Genomic DNA, 22,202 nt, shown 5'->3' on the forward strand with positions numbered 1-22,202 from the left:
CAACAATAGCTATGTGAATAAAGAATACTTATAGTGATTAATTCAAAAATCAATACCTTCTGGAGTATGTTCACCAATTCAACTATATTTAGAACAAGCTTTTTCTTAATAAAAACTCCTCTAAAAGGAAGAGATTGAGGAAGAAACTGTTTCGATTTTTGTGTCCTAATTACTGTATCGAGATCAATCCCTTATTCAAAATTTTACACATTAACTATTAAGATATTTTTATCTTTATTGAATTCTCCATAAGAATGTTCTCTATTAAGAATTGTTATCTCACAAATAAATACTTCTTTCCATTCCTTATACTTATGATTAATTATGCTATTTATATTTGACTTAGAAAGTAAAGTATAAGAGCCGCATAAAGAATCAATTCCTTTTGGATGTGTAGATGCCCATCTATAATACCAATAAGATGCTTCTCCGATAGTTGTTCCATTAAGTAAAAAATTCAATTTTTGCTCTGCTGGAATTAAAACAATATCTTTATTCTCATCATAGGTCAAAGGAACATAAATACCTCTTGATTCCAAATCAGAATAAAAGTGTCCATATCGTGCTATGGGATACGTTAATCCGGTGAGTTGCACATAGTTTTCTTCATTTTCATTTTCAAATGAAGAATAAGTAATATATTGATTTAAACCTTCGCCTATTGCAAAAGCATTATCTCTTTCTTTTAAAGATACATTAGCAATATCTATTTCATCTTTATGTAAAGCTTTTACAATTGCAATATCCAACCAGACAGTATCATTAACTTTATGAGGAAAAGATATCACTGCCAATTCATTGTCTGTATCAAGTTTATTCAAATTTATAGAACAATTCTGAATAAATTCTGTTAAATTATCGGAACTTATATTCTCTTCATAGGTCCACTCTGGAATCCATTTAGGTTTAACTGGTTTTAAATTATTAAATAGTGGCTCTATTGGTAATGCTAATGTAGCAAGATTTTCAGCATAGCTTGTAGGCATTTCATAATAAAGTTTAGCTATTTCAAGTACTCTAAGATATGCTGAACGTCCTCTATGACTTGTTATCGTATAAAATTGACCTGTATTATCTCTATTTGAATTTATAAAATAGCTATAAGAGTCATTTGTATTTGAAGCATATTCGAATGTTTTATTCCATTCAGATTTATAATAATCTGTCAATGGAAAGCCTGTGTCTTTTTCTAATTCTCTTAATTTACTACTATATACAAGAGGGACATGAGTTCCTTGTGCTCTATCAAAATTATTATTATTACCTGATAACAAAATAGTAAAATCAAACTCTGTAGAATAATTACCATTTTTAGTAAGTCCAAGCTCATTAATTATCATATCTGAAAGGGTTGACCTTGCATTTATATATTCACCAATTTCAATTTCAGGTATATAACCTAATTCTTTGGCCATTAAGAAAATAGATAATAGTTCAATACATTCAGATTCAAGTTTACAAAAACTTAGTGCTTCTGTAATCTTACTTTCAACAAGAGAAGGTAATTGTATTAATAATTCAGCTAATTGTTGAATTACCCAAACTTTCACTGTAGGAATGGGCCATTTTAGCCTTGAAATTAGTATATTAAGGAAAATTTCTTCAATATTTTGATTATCATTCCAATCCCAATTAGGCTTCTCCAAAATAAGGTTTCTTGTATCATCTTCAAGAGATTTTACTATAGACTCTGTAAGACTAAGTGCTTCTTCTTTTTTATTAGATTTAACTAATAAATATACTAAATCATCATTCGGTATGATTAAACTTCCAGGGTCTTCAATCCATTTATCAATATGTATTGTCGTCTTGGTAATGAATTCATAGACTCTATTTTTATAAAAAGTACCAACATGGTTTAATCTTTCAAGTGTGCTTTCAGCTCCATGGTAATTACTCCATCCTCTCATATAGATATGTGCTGAGACTAAGTATTGAAAAGCTTCTCTTTTCCCTTTGAATTTCTTTATACTATGAAACAAACAATCATACAGAATAGGGTTTTTATAAAACTTATCTTCAAGACTTGATAAATATTCTGGAAGTATAGTAGTAAGTGCTTGTTCTTCTCCATTTTCCACCCAATAGTTATACCATTCAATCCAAAAGTCTTTTAATCCAAATAAGCTTTGTGTGACCTTATCAAGTTCATAAATCTTATCTGGGGGATAGATAGAAATATCTATATCTTTTGCTGGATTGGAAGTATTGGAAGACTCTAATACTTCCGCTGGTTCTTCTGTTACATCATAGTTCAATAAGGCACTAAGCTTTTCAACAATTTGAGTAGCTTCAGCATTAAATTCACTAGCTTTTGAAACAACTATATCATTTACATCTTCTCCTAATCCTGTAAGGCACAAGGCTTTTTCTGAAACTGAATTAAAATCACTTTCTTTTAATAGTCCTTTTAACGATGCCTCCGCCTCATACCATTCACCATCAAGTATTTCTTGATTATATTTAGATGCTAATGTTCCAGGGGATAATTTTGCCAATAGACTATTCATTTCATTTAAAGCATGCCTTGTCTCATCTCCATCTGTAAAATTTGAAATATTATAGACAATTGAAGAAATTCTTTTTAGAAAATTTAGTGCTTCAGAAGGATAGTCTTCAGATATATAATCTATTGAATCTAAAACATTAAAAATTGTTATGTCTTTATGATGTCCATATCCAATCACATATTCCCATGATAGTATTAAACACTTTTTAAATAGTTCTTCATTGTTATGCCTAAAAGCAATACTTGATAATTCAAGATTAGCATTTGAACGTTCTATAGTCTCTTCTAATTCAGAAGATTGTTTATTTAATTCTTCTTCAATTAATAATTCAGCTGCATCATCTGAAAGTACATTTAATATTATGTCTTTATACCAAAGTCTTAACCAATCAGATAAGTATATTTTTGAATCAATAACTTCTTTAAAAGTATCTATCTCAATAATATTTTCTTTTGCTAATAGATGTAGGTCTGCAGAAATTTTTAACCACTCACGCTTGAATAAAATTTGCGTTCTTCTTTCTCTATACTGTGTATCTTCAGGAAAGGATATTGACTCTAGTAGAATACTACAAGTATAAAAACTTAAATTGTTTTCTAATAACAAGTACTCAACTACATCACTTGCAAGTCTTGTAAGTGTATTAAGATAAAAAGAGATATCAATTCTTTCTATTTCATCTTCTGCTTGGAAACTTAGCCAAGAAAAATCACCTGTTGCTTTTAATTTTATTTCTACTGCATCAAAAAACCATTCATGATAATTAATTGAATCCGATAATTTATAAAGAGAATTATTAGCATAAAAAGATCCTTCACCTGCATAAGTTTTTAGATTTCCATTTCTAATTAGTTTTAAAACCTGACTAATTGAAAGATTATGTCCTAACTCAAATTCTTTCCAAGAAAAAATATCAAAATCTTCAATAATACTCATTCTAAGGAGAGATAACTCAAATTGATTAGCTATTTGATATTCTGAAATATTATCAAAAGCTCTTATTAAAAGACCCACATCGAGTTTTTTAATACATGCATCTAAAAAGTATCTAATATTTTTTTCTTCCCAGGTTATAAATTTATTTTCATTGAATAACTTATTATAGTTTAGAGAATTAGAAAGAACACCTGCCTCAATAAGAATTTTTGGGGTTTCATCATCTCTATTTATGCTTTTATTTAGTGTATCTTGGGATTTATATACAGTAATTGCATATTCTGCAATGAGTTTTGCATTATCTTTATCTCCTCTATTCCATAATGCAATTGATAATATTGCTAAATCTTTGGGTGTATAATTTTGATATTGTGTTAGTTCTGTGTCAATTAATGATTGTGGAGAATTATAAAAAGAGAAAACTTTTAAAAGAGGAAAATCCCAGGTTTGAAATTGTGGACCATTATTTAACCTTGTTTTTAATGCTCTATGGGCATAAGCTTCTGGAAAATTTAACTCGTTGAATGATAATGTTTCAGCTTCTTTAAATAAGGGAATAATTAGTTCATTATCATACCCCTCAGTTAATCTTTCAATAACCCATTCTCTTGTTAACCCTTCTCTTAATGGTTGACTGTTACCACTTTGTGATTTACATAACCATTTATAAGTTTGATTTAAATATTCAGAAGCATCTTCTTCAAGCCAAATACATACTTTTTCAATTAAAGCTGAAACTCTCTCGTTGTGTTCTTCTTGTTTCTTCACAAAAACTACAAGACTTTCATGAAATGGTCTAACTCCAGATTTACCTTGGTATAAAAGATGTAATACTGCTTTTAAACTTGGTTCATTGCCATTGTCTCCAAGGATAAGAGGGAATGCATTTCTTGGCCATATAAATGAAAACTCACTACATAAATGAAGTATGTCTCTTTGTTTGTAATTTAAACTTTGCCACAAAGTTTTATAGTAACTTTCGATATTAGTGCTATCACAAGGTGGCAATTCTTTAATTTTCCATGTAGATAAGGGCTCTCCATTTAAAGAAAAGAATTCACAAGAATAAATCATATGAAGGGGGTATCCTGAAGTTATTTCTAATAAATCTTTTGAAATTTTTGCAAGTTCTTCTTCTATCATGTCTTCATGTATATTTAAAAAAAGTCTATCTGCATTAATTTGATAGTTTAGGTATTCAAGAATCGAATCTCCTGACATAAAAGGTAAATAAAACCATTCTTTTTTTGGAGAATAGTGAAGAAGAGTTTTAGGAAGTTGATCATCATCAATTGGCTGAGTACCAACGATTAATATCAGGTTTTCATAAACGGGAAGTAGTTCTTTAAAAATGGATTCAAGTGGTTTGATGTCTTTTTGGTTATCACGCAAAACATGATCCAATCCATCAATTATTAAAATGAAAGGTTTTCCTTCATTTTTATAGTATCTAGCACACTCTTCTAATGTACTACTTAAATTTTCTGGTTCTTTTGAGGATAACTCAATGTCTTTATATTTACTCTCAATTTGAGAAAACAATGATTCAGCAATAGTTCCAAAATTTAATCTATCTTGTGTTTTATCTTGCATTGATAAAAAATAGTGATGACGAATTACTGGAAAACTATTTTTTTCTAATTCTTGATACAAGTAGCTTAAATAAGTGCTTTTACCTTTTCCTGGTTCACCAGTAATTGAAATTACTCCTCCTTCCGAAGTTGTAATCCTTTTGAAAATTGAATCATGAAACTCTTTATTTGGGAGACAATAATTATCAGGAATAAGGAAGGATTGAAGGATGGGTTTTGGTCTTTTTATAGAAAGTACTTCACGAATATGATGAAGCTCTATCCATCCACCTTCACTTGGATAGTCTCTAAACTTTGCCCAGTCTCTGGCAATATCTTTTAATCTATATATTCCCTCATCATTTGAATGCTTTGCTAACTCTTCTTTTACTTCATTTTGTAATGATGTATAACTTTTTTGACTATCCTTCACTTGTAAGATTTCAAAAAAATCACGGGCTTCTTGTTCCGATCCCAACTGTTCATTTATTAATGCTTTTGCCTCTGAAGTAATAAGGTCATAATTAAATTTTTCTTTAATTAGACAGGCTTCAATTTCACGATCTGGAATTTTGTTTGTGAGAAGAATTATGTTTCCTTGTTCATCTTTATCAACTAATTGAACTGCATCATAAATTTTCTTTAAAATAGATCTTGAACAATCTGTTTTACCAGTGACTTTTAATAACCAAGTCCAACTAAAAGCATTTTCTGTTTTATACTCAGATGGTGTAAATTTTACTTGAATATAATCTATTTTTCCATCATTACGTTTCAATACAATATCATCTATTCCTTGCGGAGTATCTTCTTGATCTGATTCAAAGCATATACATTCATATTCAGTTGGATTATTTAGCCAGGTTGCAAGTTTTAGAACACCAAAAAGTGTTTGATATTCATATCCAGTGTATGTTATTGCACTATTTTTTACTCTCAATTTTTATCTCTTTTGTATTTACTTGAATTATTGAAAAGAATTTTATGTCTAATTAATGTTTAGAAAAATTATATCTAATAAAAGAATAAACAAAACTTCTATTTATAATAATATGGATAGAAAATTGCTACAAAGATGAGTTATAAAAACAAGTTCAACAACCTGTAGTTTTGGAACTCTCATTAAGTTTCATTTAGAGAAAACAAATTGTTCCAGTTTTGTTCCAACTTTAGCAAAGATAAACAAAGTCTTTGCTCTTTAGAATTGTTAGTAAGTTGCTTTTTAAGGTGTTTTGTATTTATTTACTAATTATCTAGTAGAGTTTATAATTAAAATTGCTAATTTGGAAGTAAAGAGTTGAGTTATTTCTTAAAAGTTATTATGATAGAATAAGTTACTAATTAAAGGAATATTTTGAAAATTATATCAAATGAAAGTAATTATAAATCAAAAAGATTTTTACTGCCAATTCTATCATTGGTACTTATTTCAATTATTGCCATTGGAAGTATAAGCTCATATTTAACAATAAGCATGTTTAATAATCATATGGAAGAGCATATTGAACAAACTAAAAAAGAGTATACCGAAAAACAAAAAATAAAAGTATTTAATGATGTTAATACCGTAAAGGATACAATAAATTTTCTTATAAAAACGATGGAAGATGATTTAAAAGCATCTTTAACTGAGAAGATAAAAATAGCTTTAAATGTGGCAAATCAAACATATAATACTTACAAAGATACCCTAAGTAAAGAAGAAATAAAAGAAAAAATAGCCCAAACCTTAGCTTTGATAAAATTTAATGATGATCGTAGCTATTACTTTATGTATGACAATAAAACAAAGATTATTTTTGGCCACCCAATGAAGAATTTTATGGGAAAGGATATGACTGATTTTAAAGACTCTCAAGGTCAAAGTCTTATGCAACTTGATACAGCAGCTTTAGAAAAAAATAAAATAGCGTTTAGTAAAATTTATTTTACAAAACCAGATAATCAAGAAAAAGAATTTCCTAAAATTACTTGTATAACAAAATTTGAACCACTTGATTTAGTACTTGGTATTGGAGAATATCTTGATGTTATAGAAAATCAGGCTAAAGAATTTGTACTAAATAGATATACATCAGATGAATACAATGAAAAAGATAGGTATATAGTAATCCTAAATGTTCATAATCTAAAAGGTGGAAAAGAGTTTGCAACAGTTTTATTAAATGCAAATAGACCAGAATTAGTTGGTACTAAAGTTTCTGATGAAGATAAAGATGTAAAAGGGAATAGATTTAGAAAAGATTTCTTAGATTTAGTAGTAGAGAAAGGTGAAGGGTATTCTGAGTATTGGTATAAAAAACCATCTACTGAAGAACCTGCCTTAAAAATGTCATATTTTTATCTCCAAAAAGATTGGAACTGGATAATTGCAAGTGGTTTTTATTATGAAGATTTAGAAAAGCAAATTGTTCTTATGAAAGAATCAATAAAAACTTATACAAATAATGCAATAATAAAAACACTAACATGGGTTGCCTTTTTATCATTATTATCTATCTTAATTGCAATTTTTGTATCTTATAAAATTGATGAAACTATTAAAAAATATACAAATACAATTATTGAGTATGAAGATAATAAGAGAAATCAAGAATATTTACTAATGCAACAAAGTAAAATGGCAGCAATGGGTGAAATGATAGGAAATATCGCACATCAGTGGAGACAGCCACTATCTGTAATCTCAACAGCGTCAACAGGTTTGAAACTACAAAAAGAGATGGATATGCTAAGTGATGATGATTTTTACTCAACCTTAGTATCAATAAATACATCTGCACAATATTTATCTTCTACAATTGATGATTTCAGAGATTTTTTTAATCCAAGTAATAATAAAATTAATGAATTTAATATTTCAGAAACTTTTATTAAAACTTTAACTTTAGTAAAAGCACAATTCAATGCTAAAAATATTGAAATTATTCAAAATATAGAAGAATCTAAAATATCTTCAATAGAAAATGAACTTATTCAAGTTTTAATAAATATCTTAAATAATGCAAGAGATGCTTTACTAACCATAGAAAATCAAAGAAAATTGATATTTATTGATACTTATTTTAAAGATGATATTTTATATATTGAAATAAAAGATAATGCAGGTGGAATAAAAGAAGAAATCATAGATAGAATTTTTGAACCATACTTTACTACAAAACACCAATCACAAGGAACAGGAATAGGCTTGTATATGAGTAAAGAAATTGTTGAAAAGCATTTAGATGGAGAACTTCTTGTTTCTAATGAAAAGTATAACTATGAGAATGTTGATTATTCTGGAGCTAAATTTATAATTGAAATTCCTAATATTAAATTATATTAAATATATTCTTATAAATAAGAATACTCTTTTTACTAAATCTATACTAAAAGAGAGACTAAGTAAATTTCTACTTAGTCCATAAAACTATTAAAATAAATTTTTCCTCTAAAAGTAAACCACTCAAAAAGAATTAATATTTTGATTCATCCTTATTTTTAAGAAGTGATTTTGAAAATTTAATCACTTTATTTCTTCCTGTTTCTTTAGCTTCATACAAACATAAATCAGCGTATTTAATACACTTCCAAATTTGATCTGTATCTTCAGGAAAGAATGAATAACCTATACTTACTGTTTTACTAAAAGATTCATTATTAAAAGTAAAAACTATTTTTTCAAACTCTTTATTAATTTTGTTTGCAAGCTCATAGGCACTTTCATGAGTTGGATTTTTCATTATAATTAAAAATTCTTCTCCTCCAAATCTAATAATGAATTCATCTTTTCCTATACATTCTTTCATTGTTTTAGAAAGTTTTTGCAAAATTGCATCACCTGCATCATGTCCATAAGTGTCATTAACCATTTTGAAGTAATCTATATCTAAAAACATTACTGCAAAAGTTGATCCTTCTAGAATTTCATATGACATTTTTTTATCGATAAACTCATCTAAATATTTTCTATTATATAGTCCTGTTAATCCATCAACTAAATTTCTTTCTCTTAAGACATCCATCAATATTCTACTTTCTAAGATAGGTTTTGTTTCTTCTAAATATTTCTTAATTATTCCTATTTGATATTTAATTGATTTTAAAGCTTCCTCATCTTTACATAAAATATGTACTGTTAGACTTTTTTGTTCATTAATAAGAAAAGGTATACATATAAATTCTTTTTTATCTTTACAAGTCGCAACTCTACAGATTTCAGGAAAGTTTTCAGATATTACAATAATATCAGTTCTTTCTGCTCTACATAGTGTTTTAATATCTTTTGTTAATTCACAACAAGAAATAGTATCTTTTGTTTTATATACAACATGTCTTTCGTTTTTAACTAAATCATTTTCAAAAATATAAAAATGTTCAATTTTTAATTTATCTTTAAATACTTGAACTAATCTATGATAAATATCATCTTTAGTTAGATCAGTCTCAATTGTTTTTTTATAATTATAAATTTCTGAAATATCTTCAATAATTTCTTTTGCAGTTAACAATTTATCATTATTTAAATTTGATGCTCTTTTATGAACAAATGCTGTTAAATTTCTCTCTATACCAGTAAGTACTAAATCGAGTTTTTCAATTATTTCATTTAACCATAAAGAAGCTTCTTTATCCTCTTTTAAAACACCTTCTTTCACTCTTACTGAATAATTTCCTTCATGCACTTGTTTTAATACTTTTGTAATTGAATCAAATGAGGTTGTATAAGGTTTAATTTTTTTACTTATATAAATCAATATAAAAATTAAAAAGATAATTATTATAACAACAACATTAAACAATACAGTTATACTTGAAATTCTATCATCTTGAATATCAAATTCTAAAGATATCGCTCCTAACACTTCACCTTCTTGTGCATTATGACAAGAAATACAATTTGGTTTATCAAGTGAAGAGGCAGTATATGGAATTGTAATTCGCAATGAAGCATCTTTTAGTGTTTCAGTAATAACTATTTCTTCTTTTCCTGTTCTTAAAACTTTTTTATCTATCTCATCTTTTGGTGTTTCATTACCAATATCTGAATTTCCAAATTGTTTGCTAACACTTGCTCCTCGAATAACCCATAATTTATTCACCTCTTCAAGATTATTAATACTATTTAAAAAAACATCTCTTTGATTCATATTTCCATTTACCATATGAGAAGTCAATGATTTTTTAACTATATCAGCAGTAAGATATGCTCTTTTTTTTGTGCTTTCATATCCACTTTCTCTTGATCCTACTGCAACTAGTATCACTATTATTATAGTTAATAATGTAACCATTGCAGAAATTATTATCGTTATTTTTTTGTTAGAATTCACTTTGAGAAAACCTTTTTTTATTTAAATAATAATAACATAAAATTATTTTATTTTTATACTTTTTGATATTTTTTTAAGATATACCTTCTTTAAAATAATTAAGAGTTATTTTTTTAAATACAAATATTACATATTTTAAAATTACTTTTTAATAAATAATCTAATTTCATTTTTTATTGTTATCATATTTTACAAAATAATAACAATAAATACCTATTCATTAAGTATTTTTAATATATGATTATTCATTTAATCTATCAATCTATAAATGGGGGCTAAACAAATTGAGTCAAGAAGTTAAATTATCAATTGATACTATGATAGTGTCAGAAACAGATGCAAAAGGAAACATTATTTTTGCAAATTCAGATTTTTGCGACATCGCTGGTTATACAATTGAAGAATTAATTGGGAAACCTCATAATATAGTTAGACATAAAGATATGCCAAAAGCTGCATTTGAAGATTTATGGAAAACAGTTAAAGACGGAAAGATATGGAATGGAATTGTAAAAAATAAAACAAAAAATGGTGGATATTATTGGGTTAATGCAACTGCTTATCCTTCTAAGAATGAAAAAGGAGAATTGCGATATATTTCAGTAAGAATAAAACCTACTGATAAAGAAATTGAAGATGCAATTAATCTCTATAAAACTCTAAAATAAGGCTACTTTATGTTTTTTAAAAATTCAAATCAAAATGATACATTAGAAATCTTATCTAATATAGAAAAATTTATAGATGGTGAAATAAATTCTTTTCCAACACTAACAAATAAAAGTAAAACTACTGATAAAAAAGTTATAGATAAACTAAATATAATTAGCGAGAAATTATTTAAAAGACATCAAGAAGAAATTACCCTTTATGGTGAAATTATGCTTGTAACTGAAAAAATTGCAAATGGAAATATCTCTGATAAAATTTATCATCTAAATACAAGTAATAAAAAATTAAATTATATTGGAAAAACAATTAATAATTTAGTTGATGGCTTAAAATCAATTTTAGGTTCTAATACTCAAAATATATTAAATGTTTTAGATAGTTACTCACATATGGATTTTACAAATAAAATTGATGATGAAAATTCTAAATTAACAAATTCTTTAAATGATATTACTGATTTAATTTCTATGATTTTGAAGGAAAATAAATCAAATGGCTTAACATTAGAGCAAAGTTCAAATCTACTACTTAAAAATGTAGATAAACTAAATATTAGTTCAAATGAAGCGGCTGCAAGTCTTGAAGAAACAGCTGCTGCATTAGAACAAATAACTTCAAATATTAGAAATAATACAGATAATATTCTAAAAATGGCAAATTATTCAAATAATGTTACCAACTCAGCTAAAGAAGGTGAAAAGTTAGCCAATGAAACTACTATGGCAATGGAAGAAATAAATGTACAAGTTAATTCAATAACTGAGGCTATTGCTGTAATTGACCAAATAGCTTTTCAAACAAATATTCTTTCACTAAATGCAGCTGTTGAAGCAGCAACGGCAGGTGAAGCAGGACGTGGATTTGCAGTTGTTGCAGCTGAAGTTAGGAATCTTGCAAATAGAAGTGCAGAAGCTGCCAAAGAAATAAAGATAATTGTAGAAAATGCTACTAAAAAAGCATATGAAGGTAAAACAATAGCAGATAATATGATAAAAGGATATAAAGAACTTAATCAAAATATTACTCACACCATACAACTTATTAAAGATATTGAACTGTCAAGTAAAGAACAACTATCAGGAATAGAACAAATAAATATAGCAGTAACACAATTAGATCAACAAACACAAAAGAATGCAGAAGTAGCATCTCAATCTCATGATGTAGCAGTAGATACAGATATTATTGCAAAATTAATTGTAAGTAATGCAGATGAAAAAAAATTCATAGGTAAAAATGAAGTAAAAGCCAAAAATATGAGTTCGAATATTAGTCATTAAAACTATATAACTAAAATGTATTTTTTAAGTTCTTAATTTAAGAATCTCACATTTCGAAGTCGTATAAGAAAAAAATTGTTCCAAAATGGGTCTAATAAATATTTATCTTATAAACGAATTTTTAGTAATATTTGTTAAAAGTACTAAAATAAAGCGTTTTTTTTAATTTCTATTGATTTTTTTTCTAAAATTTGTTTATTTAAATGTTGATGATTTATCACGTCTTTATGACTATTTTTATTTATTGGTTCTTTAATGAAATACTCCCCGACCCAAGGGTACGAGGTATCTTGCTATAAATCAAACTTTAGTTGACCTTCATAGATTTTTTTATAATTCTTTTCATCTGAACCTTGATTTTTTATATAGTTTTTTATTGTATCTTTACTTGCATACAAGCCAACAGTATTTGCATAATATCCACTTGTCCACAAGCTTGAGCCCCACATATCTTTTCTTAATTTTGGAAACTCTTTAAATATCTCTCGTGCTGTTATACTTTTTATTGTTGTTACAACTTTCATTACAGTAATTGTAGGCACACTTTGGACTAAAAAATGTACATGATCTTCATCATTCCCTATTTCTATAAATATTATCTAATATCTTTCTGATATTTCAATACAAACATCTCTTAACTTTTTATCAATATTATCATCAAATAATCTCTTCCTATATTTTGCTGGAAATACTAAATGATATAGTAGTAAAGTCTTATGGCTCTTATATATATGTTCATCACTCATGAAAAAATTAAGATTTTACAGATTATTTTTGTTGTACTGTGGTCTCATTATGTTAAAACAGGATAAATTATATTTAAGAACAAAAAATAATAAATTTTAAGAAAATTGACTTATAATAAATTATTATATTTCTTTTTTGTAAATTTTCTTAAATTAATGTTATAATAATTTAAAAATCACAGGTAGTAGTTTGAAGATATTTCTTATTTTATATTTTATGTGTATTTCACTTCCTCTTTTTGCATTAGAAAAAGTATCTTTGCAACTTGACTGGAAATATCAATTCGAATTTGCTGGATTTGTTGCTGCTAAAGAAAAAGGCTTTTATGAAGAAGCTAATTTAGATGTTGAAATTAAAGAATATAATCAAAATGTTGATACAGTTAATGACGTATTAAATAGCGTAAGTACTTATGGTATAAATCATTCTAGTATTTTTATTGAAAATAATAAAATCAAACCAATGATTATACTAGGGACTTATTTACAAAAATCTCCTTTAATATTTATTGCACAAAAAGGGATTACTAAGCCCACTCAAATGATAAATAAAACTATCATGGGTACTAAAAATGAACTTAAATATAGTACATTAGGTTTATTATTAAAATATTCTAATATTACTAAAAATAATTCAAATATCATAGAACAGTCATTTGATTTAAATGATTTCATTAATAAAAAAGTAGATATTATGAGTGCATTTCGTTCTAATCAATTATATGAATTACAACAAAAAAATGTTTCTTATGAAATAATTGAACCTTTTGATTTTGGATTTAATATGAGTGCAGGAAATTTATTTACGTCTCAAAAAGAGGTTATTACTAATCCTGAAAGAACAAAAGCTTTTATTGATGCTACAAATAAGGGTTGGAAATATGCAATAGAAAATAGTAGTGAAATAATAGATATCTTAATTGAAAAATATGGGGTTAATAAATCTAGAAAAGCACTAGAATATGAGGCGCAAGAGATTGTTAAATTAATGATGTTAGATTTCTTTAAGATAGGAGAGATTAATGATGAATTGACTAAATTATCTTTTAGACAACTTAAACAAGCAGGTTTTATAAATAAAGAAGAAGTTTTGCATAATTTTGTTTTTGATAATTTCATTAAATCTATTAATATTGATTTTTCTCTAACTGAAAAAGAAAAAGAATATTTAAAAAAGAAAAAATATATAACCATGTGTGTTGATCCCCAATGGTATCCTCTTGAGGCTATTGAGAATAATAAACATATTGGTATTGCATCTGATGTTATGCAGGATTTTGAAGATAAATTGAATATTCCTATTAAATATTTAACTGTAAAAAATTGGCAAGAATCGATTGAATTAGCAAAAAAAAGGGAGTGTGATATCTTTTCTTTAGCTTCAAGTACACCCTTAAGACAAGAATATATGAATTTTACTTCACCTTATTTATCAATGCCTATTGTAATAGTAACAACAAATGAGAAACCTTTTGTGGATGATATTAGTAGTTTAAATAATAAAAGAATAGCTGCCGTGCAAGGATATTCAATTATAGAAAAAATTAAAACTAAATACCCCCATTTAGAGATCGTTGAAGTTAAATCTATTAATGATGGTCTTGAGTTAGTTCTAAAAGGCAAGGTATATGGATATATAGATAATTTATGGTTGTTTCTTCTCATATTCAAAAAGATTATACGAGCTTATTAAAAGTATCTTTAAGATTAAAAGACACTCTTTCTTTTGGTGTAGCAACACGAAACGATGAACCAATTTTAAATGATATTTTTGAGAAATTGGTTAAAAGCTTAGATGAACAATATATACAGTTAGTAATTAATCGTTGGGTATCAAGTGAAAAATATCCTTTCTTTAGTAAAGATAATATTATAAGAATGATCAGTATATTTATTCTTATAATTATTGGATTTTTATATAGACAATATCTTTTACAACGTCATAATAAAGTGTTATTAAAGCTTTCTGTGACTGATAAACTAACAGGATTATATAATCGTTTAAAAACTGATGAAAAACTTGAAGAAGAATATAAAAAGGTACTTAGATATAATAGCTATTTTTCTACAATTTTAATTATTGATGTAGATTTATTTAAATTAATTAATGACAAATTTGGACATACAGTTGGAGATAAAGTATTACAAGAAATTTCGACTATTTTAAAAAATGATACTAGAGATATTGATGTTGTTGGACGCTGGGGAGGAGAAGAGTTTTTAATTATTTTACCTCTTACTAATAAATCAAAAGCCCTCATAGTTGCTAATAAAGTAAAAGAACATATCTCACAACATATTTTTTTACATGGTCAAAAAGTTACTGTTAGTATTGGTGGATTTGAATTACAAAAGAATTTTTCTATTAATGAAGCACTAATAAGAGCAGATGAAGCCTTGTATCAATCAAAACATGAAGGCAGAGATAGAATTACTATAAAATAACTAACATATTAACTATAATGAGCTTTTTGTTTTATATTATAATAATAAAAGTGCAATTTTATGTAAGTTTTTCTGTTTAATTTTGATATACTTATTTTGTTTTTTATGTCTAAAGAGGTTATATTATGGAATCAATTATACAATCAGATAATTTTTTAAAACTTATCTCAAAACATTTACCTGATATGTTATGGGCAAAAGATTTAGAAGGTAATTATTTGTATGCAAATGATGCAATTTGTAATTATTTACTTATGGCAAGCCCTGATGAAGTTATAGGGAAAAATGATGTTTATTTTGCAACAAGAGAAAGAAATAAACATCCAGATAATAAGCAATGGCACACATTTGGAGAATTATGTTTTAATTCTGATTATGTAGTACTTGAACATATGAAATCTATGAAATTTGAAGAGTATGGGAATATAAAAAATAAACTTACTTATTTAGAAGTACATAAAGCTCCTTTACATGATCATAATGGTAAATTAATAGGAACGATTGGAAGTGGAAGAGATATAACAGCACAAATTTTACTTGAAAAAAAGATTGAAAAACTTGCTTTTTTTGATCACCTAACATCTTTGCCTAATAGACAAAAATTACTTTTAGATATTGATGAAAAATCTCCCAAAGCTTGTGCTATATTTAATATTGATGGATTTAAAGAAATAAATGATTTTTTTGGTACGAAAAATGGGGATAAGATCTTACAAAATATTTCAAAGTGGTTTTTAAATTCTGACTATAAAACATATCGAATAGATGGGGATGAGTTTGCATTTTTGTATTATGAAGATATTTCTGTTGATATTTTAGAACATAATATAGAAAATCTTTTATCTATGTTTGAAGAAGAAATATTTCGTATTGAGGATGAAGTTATACATATACAATTTTCAGTTGGTATTGCAAAAGCAAAAGAGAGATTACTTACAAAAGCTGATATTGCTCTTCATTCTGCAAAAGAGAATAAAACAAAAATTGCTATATATAAAGAAAGTGCAAATGTTGAAGGTAAATATAAAGAAAATATTTTAATGGCAAGCTCTATCCGAGAAGCTCTATTAGACAATAGAATAATTTGTCATTATCAACCAATAATAAATGTAAAAACTAATCAAATTGTAAAATATGAAACGCTAGTTAGAATGATTGATAAGAATAATAAAATAATACCACCTTTAGATTTTTTACATATTGCAAAAAAAACTAAACTATATTCTCATATTACAAAAGAAGTAATTTATCAAGCATGTAATACTTTTAAAGATAGAAAAGAGTATTTTTCTATTAATTTATCAATAGATGATATAAAAGATTCAAATACTATTCAAGAGATTATTAAAACAATCATAAAAACAAAAACTGCTTCAAGAATTACCTTTGAAATTTTAGAATCAGAAGGAATTGAGAATTACGATGAAGTGATAAATTTTATAACACAAGTTAAAGCACTTGGATCAAGAATATCTATTGATGACTTTGGAACAGGTTATTCAAACTTTGAACATATCTTAAAACTGAATGTAGATTATATAAAAATAGATGGCTCTTTGATAAAAAATATTGTTAATAGTAATAAACATAGAATTATAGTTGAAACTATAGTGGAATTTGCTAAAAAAATAGGTGCTAAAACTATTGCTGAATTTGTAAGTGATGAAGCTATTTATTTAATTATAAAAGAAATTGGTGTGGGTTTTTCTCAAGGTTTTTATACAGGGAAACCTTGTGAATTGTAGTATTATTTAATAATTTATAAATATACAGGATATCAATGAGCTGGTTACCCTAAATAGGACACAAAACTCTAAATAATCTCTTCCTCAAACTCTTGAGACTGTGAAAGAACTCCCATATCCAGTCATAGTTAGAAGTAATCTTGAAAGTACCAAGCAAAAAATAGCTGACTATCTTGTAGTTTTATACTTTTTTTTGGCATTTTTTAGTCAAAAGATGCGTTTGTGGTTCTAAAACTTGAAAAATATTCTTATATTCGGCTCTATTTATTTATACAGAGTTAGTTCTTTCACCGTCTCTGTAGGTTTTGTAACTTTCTCTAAGTTTTCATTTAGAGAGAATAAATTGTTCCAAATTTAATTTTACTTCCTTGATTTTATTTAATTATTCAATTCAAAAGACTCTTTTTCAACAAAAGTTAGAAAAAGGTATATATTTAATTTTTTTGTACATATATCGTATATAAAAAAGGTAAGTATAATTAATTAGTTAGTGATGTGCTAAAACGTTCGTTTAATTAGTAAATTTTTTCTAATCTAACCAATAAAGACTCTAAAATCATATTATCAATTTCCACATCAATCTTATCAGCAACTAAACTATGTAAAGCTACAGATTTTTTAATATAATCTTCTTGTTCTTCAAATGTAAATCTACTCCAACTATTTTTATTTTTTTTACCATTGTGATATTTTAAAAGTAATTGTAAATTACTTGGATGATGTTCACCTTGCTTTTCACTATTAAGTAAAGCTTCTGCATGATCTATTTCAAAGTCTAGTCCAAAAAATTGTTTAAATGCTTTTTGTATATTTTCAAATTCAGTAATTCTATAAAGTGCAAAGATTTCTAATTGATTTGTTGCATTATTGATAATATCTTGTCTTCTAAGAGGTTCAATATCTTCATCTATTTCTATTTGTTCTTGTTCTATTAATTCATCTTTGGTTATATACTTTACTTTTCTTGGGCGTTCACTATCATCAATTAAAACTTCCTTTGAATATCCACCTGTTGAAAGCCTAGAAGAAATCCTTGCAGCAATTTCTCTTAGACCTGTAGTATCTTGCTTTTGGTTAGCAGCTTGTTCATTTGCTTTTTGTAATTCATCTGGAAACATTTCACTAAATTTCTGTGCCCATTCTGAAACTGTTACATAATCAGTAAAAGTTTTTAATGCTTCTAGATATTTTTCTGTTATTTTCATTCCTTATCACCTACTAAATCATACCCACCATTTAAAATAAAATCTTTTAATAGATTGTGAACTTTAATATTCACTCTTGGAATTGGTATGTTACAGCCTTCTATCTCTTCAAAATATGCTTTGGCTTTAGTCTTATCAACACTATTTTTTAAATCATCAAATCGACCATAGTCATTAATATTTGATTCTGTTACATTTGAATTTATCATCTCTTTTAATTTATCACTATTCAATCCAAATAATTCTACTAATTTCATAATTTGAGAGTTTTCAGCATTTGCTTGATATTGAGCGACATACTCTCTAAAAGTTTTACTAGAATCTATTTGAATATCACCATTTTGAATATCATGAATGAAAATATTTGCGTATTTTTGTTCTTCTTGGCTAAGTGTTGCAAATGATTTATGAAGTTCATTTAATGTTTTTTCAATCTCTACTGTATCGCCACTATCTATTATTTTTCTGTATTTGTCAAACCTAGAGTTCATAAAATCAGTATCTATTTTATCAGTATCAATTTCAGTTATGTACCCTTCAATTTCAAATGGTATATCAATATTACTACCACTTCCACTACTAGATGGAAGCTCTTTATATCTTTGAACTAAAATCAGATATGTGTTTTCATCAATATCTAATTTTACTACTCTTTTTGGTTTAGGTTCTTCGAATTTATACTCAAGTTCAGACCATTTAAAACCTTGAATTTTAGAAGCCTCTAAAGTTTCATTAAATTTTTTAAATAGTTTAGCAAACTCTGCTCTTTCACTCAAATCATCAGGAAGTTTTTCAAAGTTCTCTATTTTAGCATTTTCAAACAACTCAGAAATTTCATCATAAAGTTTATTTAGCTTCTTTAAATTATTTTCTAATCTATCTGCAAAAAGTCCAAGAGGTTTATCTCCAGAATACAATTTAACTGCTTTGTTAATATTTTCTTCCATAGTGTGAGGGTATCTATAGTATCTAATAGTACCAAATGGTTTATCTGCTCCAAAAAGTCTATTTGTTCTTGAAAAAGCTTGTATTATAGTTTCATATTTCAATACTTTATCCAAATAAAGAGTATTTATCCATTTTGAGTCAAACCCTGTAAGCATTTGATCCACTACAATTAATAAATCAATTTGTTTTTCTGGATTTTTTTCTATATAGTTATATGGTTTCTTATGTGCTAATCTTGAAGCAATATCTTTTTTAAATTTTGAAAATATTTTTAATGAAAAATCTTGTTCATATCTTTTATTATAATCTTCCATTATCTCTACAATTCCATCTTCTTTAAAGGCTGATTTTGCACCATCATCATTATCTATATTTGAATCAAATAAAGCTGTGAATTTTAAATTTAAGTTTTTTTCTTGAATTTTTACTTTTAATAAACGATAATATTCTATTGCTTCAGGGATACTACTTGTTGCAAAAATTGCGTGAAACTTGAAGTTTTGGCTAAGAGTTATCCAATTATCCAATATATCATCTGTAACTTGATTTTGGTGTTCTATTCTTTCATATTGGGCTTTAGATACAAAATCCTCTATCCCTTTTATATATTTACCAGAAGCATCTATATATCCAGCCATTTTTAATTCAGTCATGAATTTATTAAAGACTTTTTTCTTTTTTTCATCACTTAGTGCTTCAATTTCATTTTTTGATTTTGATTCTTGAAGAGCAACTGCTTTTCTTAAATCTTTATCTCTATAAGTTAATACTTTATATGGGTCAAATCCAAGTACATTTCTATCTCTAATACCATCAGCTATACTATATCTATGTAATTCATCTCCAAATACCGTTGATGTTGTATTGTCTTTTTTCTGATTTTCATCTTGTATTGGTGTTCCTGTAAACCCAAAAAATATGGCATTTGCAAATGTATCTTTTATAGTTATTAGCATATCTCCAAAAGTTGAACGATGGGCTTCATCAACAATAAAAACTATTCTTTTATTGGAAATTAGTTCTATGTCTTTGATATTTAATCCATCTTCTTCACTATTTATATTACTCATTTTTTGAATTGATGTTACTATTAAAGTATTTGCAGGGTCATTACTTTTTAATTTAGTTACTAAAACACCTGTATTTTCAGTAGCTTGTACATCATCACTTGCATCTGCAAAGGCTCTATACTCTTGTAGTGATTGAGTTCCTAGCTCTATTCTATCCATTAAAAATATTACTTTATCAGCATCTTTTGAATTTGCAATTAGTTGAGCAGATTTGAAGCTGGTCATTGTCTTGCCTGAACCAGTTGTATGCCAAATATATCCACCTAAAGAGTTTTTATCTTTCCAATTAGTTTTTTTGATTTTATCACTAATAGCATTCGCTGCATAGTATTGGTAACTTCTCATAACTTTTAAAACACCATCAGCATCATCTGCAACAGTGTAATATCCTATAAGCTGATGAGCCATTGGAATAGAAAGTAAAAGAGAAGCCACTTTTTTCCAATCATTTATCGGCTCATTATTAAAATCTGCCCAATGAAAATAGTAGTCTTTATTAAACTTTCCATCCATTCCAGAATTTGCAAAATATACACTCTCTTCAGGCTCCATAGCTACAAATACTTGAACTAATGAAAATAATCCAGTAAATACACCTTCCCTTGAGTATTTTTCTATTTGATTATAGGCTTGACTTACAGGAACTCCACTTTTTTTAAGCTCAATATGAATAACAGGCATACCATTTATTAAAAGCATTAAATCACCTCTTCGGTCATTTAATATTTTAGATTTTGTTTTAAAAATTGGTTGTTGAACTATTTGGTATCTACTTTGTCCAGCTGCAATTTCAGCTCTATCATAAATCTTTAAACTGATTTCTTTTCCAAAATGCAGTTTATCTTCTTCATTATCTCTTGTAATTGATACAGTTCTTCCATTTATAAAGCTATTTAGTTTAAGTGGTGTTTTTAGTTCTATAATCTTTTCTAAGATTTGTTGCATTTCACTATGAGTTAAAGGTATATTATTTAATCTATCTATACTTTTATTATTTTCAAAAAGAATTTTAGCCCAGTTTTCAAGTAACTGTTCTTCTGTTGGATTTTTAATAACATCATGCTCTCCCCAACCTTTATCTCTAAGTACTTTTATTAACGCTTTTTCAAACTCAGCTTCATTTATAAATGTCATTATTTATTTTCCTCTAGCTCTTTAGTAATATATAAAGTATATCCCTCATAGTAGTAACTTGCATCAATACCTTTCATAAACACATCAGGATTATTAATCTCATCACTTAGGGCATTTTTTAGAAGTAGTTTTATCTCTGTATCTTTTATAGGACTTCTCTCCATCGCCATTAGATAATCATCTCTTTGGATACTATTCCAGTCAACTACTTTTTTAATCTCACTTTTTAGCATTAAATCAAGCCAAATTCTCATACTTCTACCATTTCCCTCACGAAATGGATGAGCTACATTCATCTCTACATATTTCTCAATAATTTCATCAAAAGTGGATTGATTCATTGATTCTATTTGTTTAATAGCTTCTTCAAGATAAGTTATTGGTGCAAATCTAAAGTTTCCTTTTGAGATATTTACATTTCTCAACTTTCTAGCAAAATCATAAATATCTCCAAAAAGCTCAAAATGAATAATAGATAAACTCTCAAAACTTCCAGCTTTTAAAGTATCAAAAAAACAACTTTCAAAAAGGTTTTTAGCCTTTAATTTACTAATTCGTTCTTCTTCTTTTGCTAACTCTATTTCGCTTTTAATACCAAGTTTGTTTTCTAAAATCATCTTAAAGC

At 26.7% G+C, this 22,202-nt stretch carries 11 protein-coding genes and 1 pseudogene; 6 read left to right on the forward strand and 6 right to left on the reverse strand.

Annotated elements, in window-relative coordinates; all coding sequences use genetic code 11:
* Positions 1-203: 203 nt before the first annotated feature.
* Positions 204-5,957: an ATP-binding protein gene (locus ABVS04_RS10895; RefSeq protein ID WP_368030762.1), complete on the reverse strand. Its 5,754-nt coding sequence runs from the start codon at positions 5,955-5,957 to the stop codon at positions 204-206.
* 414 nt (positions 5,958-6,371) lie between these two features.
* On the opposite strand from ABVS04_RS10895, the gene ABVS04_RS10900 reads away from it, so the two are divergent.
* On the forward strand, positions 6,372-8,345 hold the full coding sequence (locus ABVS04_RS10900; RefSeq protein ID WP_368030763.1) for a cache domain-containing protein: 1,974 nt from the start codon (positions 6,372-6,374) through the stop codon (positions 8,343-8,345).
* A 130-nt stretch (positions 8,346-8,475) separates the two neighbouring features.
* Here ABVS04_RS10900 and ABVS04_RS10905 read toward each other — a convergent pair whose 3' ends face one another.
* On the reverse strand, positions 8,476-10,332 hold the full coding sequence (locus ABVS04_RS10905; RefSeq protein ID WP_368030764.1) for a GGDEF domain-containing protein: 1,857 nt from the start codon (positions 10,330-10,332) through the stop codon (positions 8,476-8,478).
* 284 nt (positions 10,333-10,616) lie between these two features.
* On the opposite strand from ABVS04_RS10905, the gene ABVS04_RS10910 reads away from it, so the two are divergent.
* Positions 10,617-11,000, forward strand: coding sequence for a PAS domain-containing protein (locus tag ABVS04_RS10910; RefSeq protein ID WP_368030765.1), 384 nt, complete (start codon positions 10,617-10,619; stop codon positions 10,998-11,000).
* A 9-nt stretch (positions 11,001-11,009) separates the two neighbouring features.
* A complete protein-coding gene (locus ABVS04_RS10915) occupies positions 11,010-12,284 on the forward strand; it encodes a methyl-accepting chemotaxis protein (protein WP_368030766.1) in 1,275 nt (424 codons plus the stop codon).
* A gap of 293 nt (positions 12,285-12,577) precedes the next feature.
* Here ABVS04_RS10915 and tnpA read toward each other — a convergent pair.
* Positions 12,578-13,030, reverse strand: a pseudogene (gene tnpA / locus ABVS04_RS10920) (IS200/IS605 family transposase).
* Positions 13,031-13,220: 190 nt separating this feature from the next.
* Between tnpA and ABVS04_RS10925 the strand changes: the two are divergent.
* From ABVS04_RS10925 to ABVS04_RS10935, 3 genes are all read left to right on the forward strand, one after another.
* On the forward strand, positions 13,221-14,723 hold the full coding sequence (locus ABVS04_RS10925) for an ABC transporter substrate-binding protein (protein ID WP_368030767.1): 1,503 nt from the start codon (positions 13,221-13,223) through the stop codon (positions 14,721-14,723).
* The gene (locus ABVS04_RS10930; RefSeq protein WP_368030768.1) at positions 14,678-15,475 is read left to right on the forward strand and encodes a GGDEF domain-containing protein; all 798 of its coding nucleotides are present in this window, start codon (positions 14,678-14,680) and stop codon (positions 15,473-15,475) included. The genes ABVS04_RS10925 and ABVS04_RS10930 overlap by 46 nt, the downstream gene beginning before the upstream one ends.
* Before the next feature lie 125 nt (positions 15,476-15,600).
* Positions 15,601-17,220: an EAL domain-containing protein gene (locus ABVS04_RS10935; protein WP_368030769.1), complete on the forward strand. Its 1,620-nt coding sequence runs from the start codon at positions 15,601-15,603 to the stop codon at positions 17,218-17,220.
* 515 nt (positions 17,221-17,735) lie between these two features.
* Here the strand turns inward: ABVS04_RS10935 and ABVS04_RS10940 are convergent.
* Genes ABVS04_RS10940 through fic form a run of 3 tightly spaced genes read right to left on the reverse strand, consistent with a single transcriptional unit; the run spans position 17,736 to position 22,194 of the window.
* Positions 17,736-18,425 (reverse strand): HNH endonuclease, encoded by a 690-nt coding sequence (locus ABVS04_RS10940; protein ID WP_368030770.1) that lies wholly within the window; start codon positions 18,423-18,425, stop codon positions 17,736-17,738.
* Positions 18,422-21,577: a type I restriction endonuclease subunit R gene (locus ABVS04_RS10945; protein WP_368030771.1), complete on the reverse strand. Its 3,156-nt coding sequence runs from the start codon at positions 21,575-21,577 to the stop codon at positions 18,422-18,424. The genes ABVS04_RS10940 and ABVS04_RS10945 overlap by 4 nt, the downstream gene beginning before the upstream one ends.
* On the reverse strand, positions 21,577-22,194 hold the full coding sequence (gene fic / locus ABVS04_RS10950; RefSeq protein WP_368030772.1) for a protein adenylyltransferase Fic: 618 nt from the start codon (positions 22,192-22,194) through the stop codon (positions 21,577-21,579). The genes ABVS04_RS10945 and fic overlap by 1 nt, the downstream gene beginning before the upstream one ends.
* Positions 22,195-22,202 lie beyond the last annotated feature (8 nt).

This window comes from Arcobacter sp. s6, from assembly GCF_040884245.1.
Taxonomy (GTDB): domain Bacteria; phylum Campylobacterota; class Campylobacteria; order Campylobacterales; family Arcobacteraceae; genus Aliarcobacter.

What these genes read in the sequence shown, in the direction of transcription:
- ABVS04_RS10930 (WP_368030768.1), top strand. Translation starts at nt 14,678, where the DNA reads ATGGTTGTTTCTTCTCATATTCAAAAAGATTATACGAGCTTATTAAAA.
- fic (WP_368030772.1), bottom strand. Translation starts at nt 22,194, where the DNA reads ATGATTTTAGAAAACAAACTTGGTATTAAAAGCGAAATAGAGTTAGCA.
- ABVS04_RS10940 (WP_368030770.1), bottom strand. Translation starts at nt 18,425, where the DNA reads ATGAAAATAACAGAAAAATATCTAGAAGCATTAAAAACTTTTACTGAT.
- ABVS04_RS10935 (WP_368030769.1), top strand. Translation starts at nt 15,601, where the DNA reads ATGGAATCAATTATACAATCAGATAATTTTTTAAAACTTATCTCAAAA.
- ABVS04_RS10945 (WP_368030771.1), bottom strand. Translation starts at nt 21,577, where the DNA reads ATGACATTTATAAATGAAGCTGAGTTTGAAAAAGCGTTAATAAAAGTA.
- ABVS04_RS10915 (WP_368030766.1), top strand. Translation starts at nt 11,010, where the DNA reads ATGTTTTTTAAAAATTCAAATCAAAATGATACATTAGAAATCTTATCT.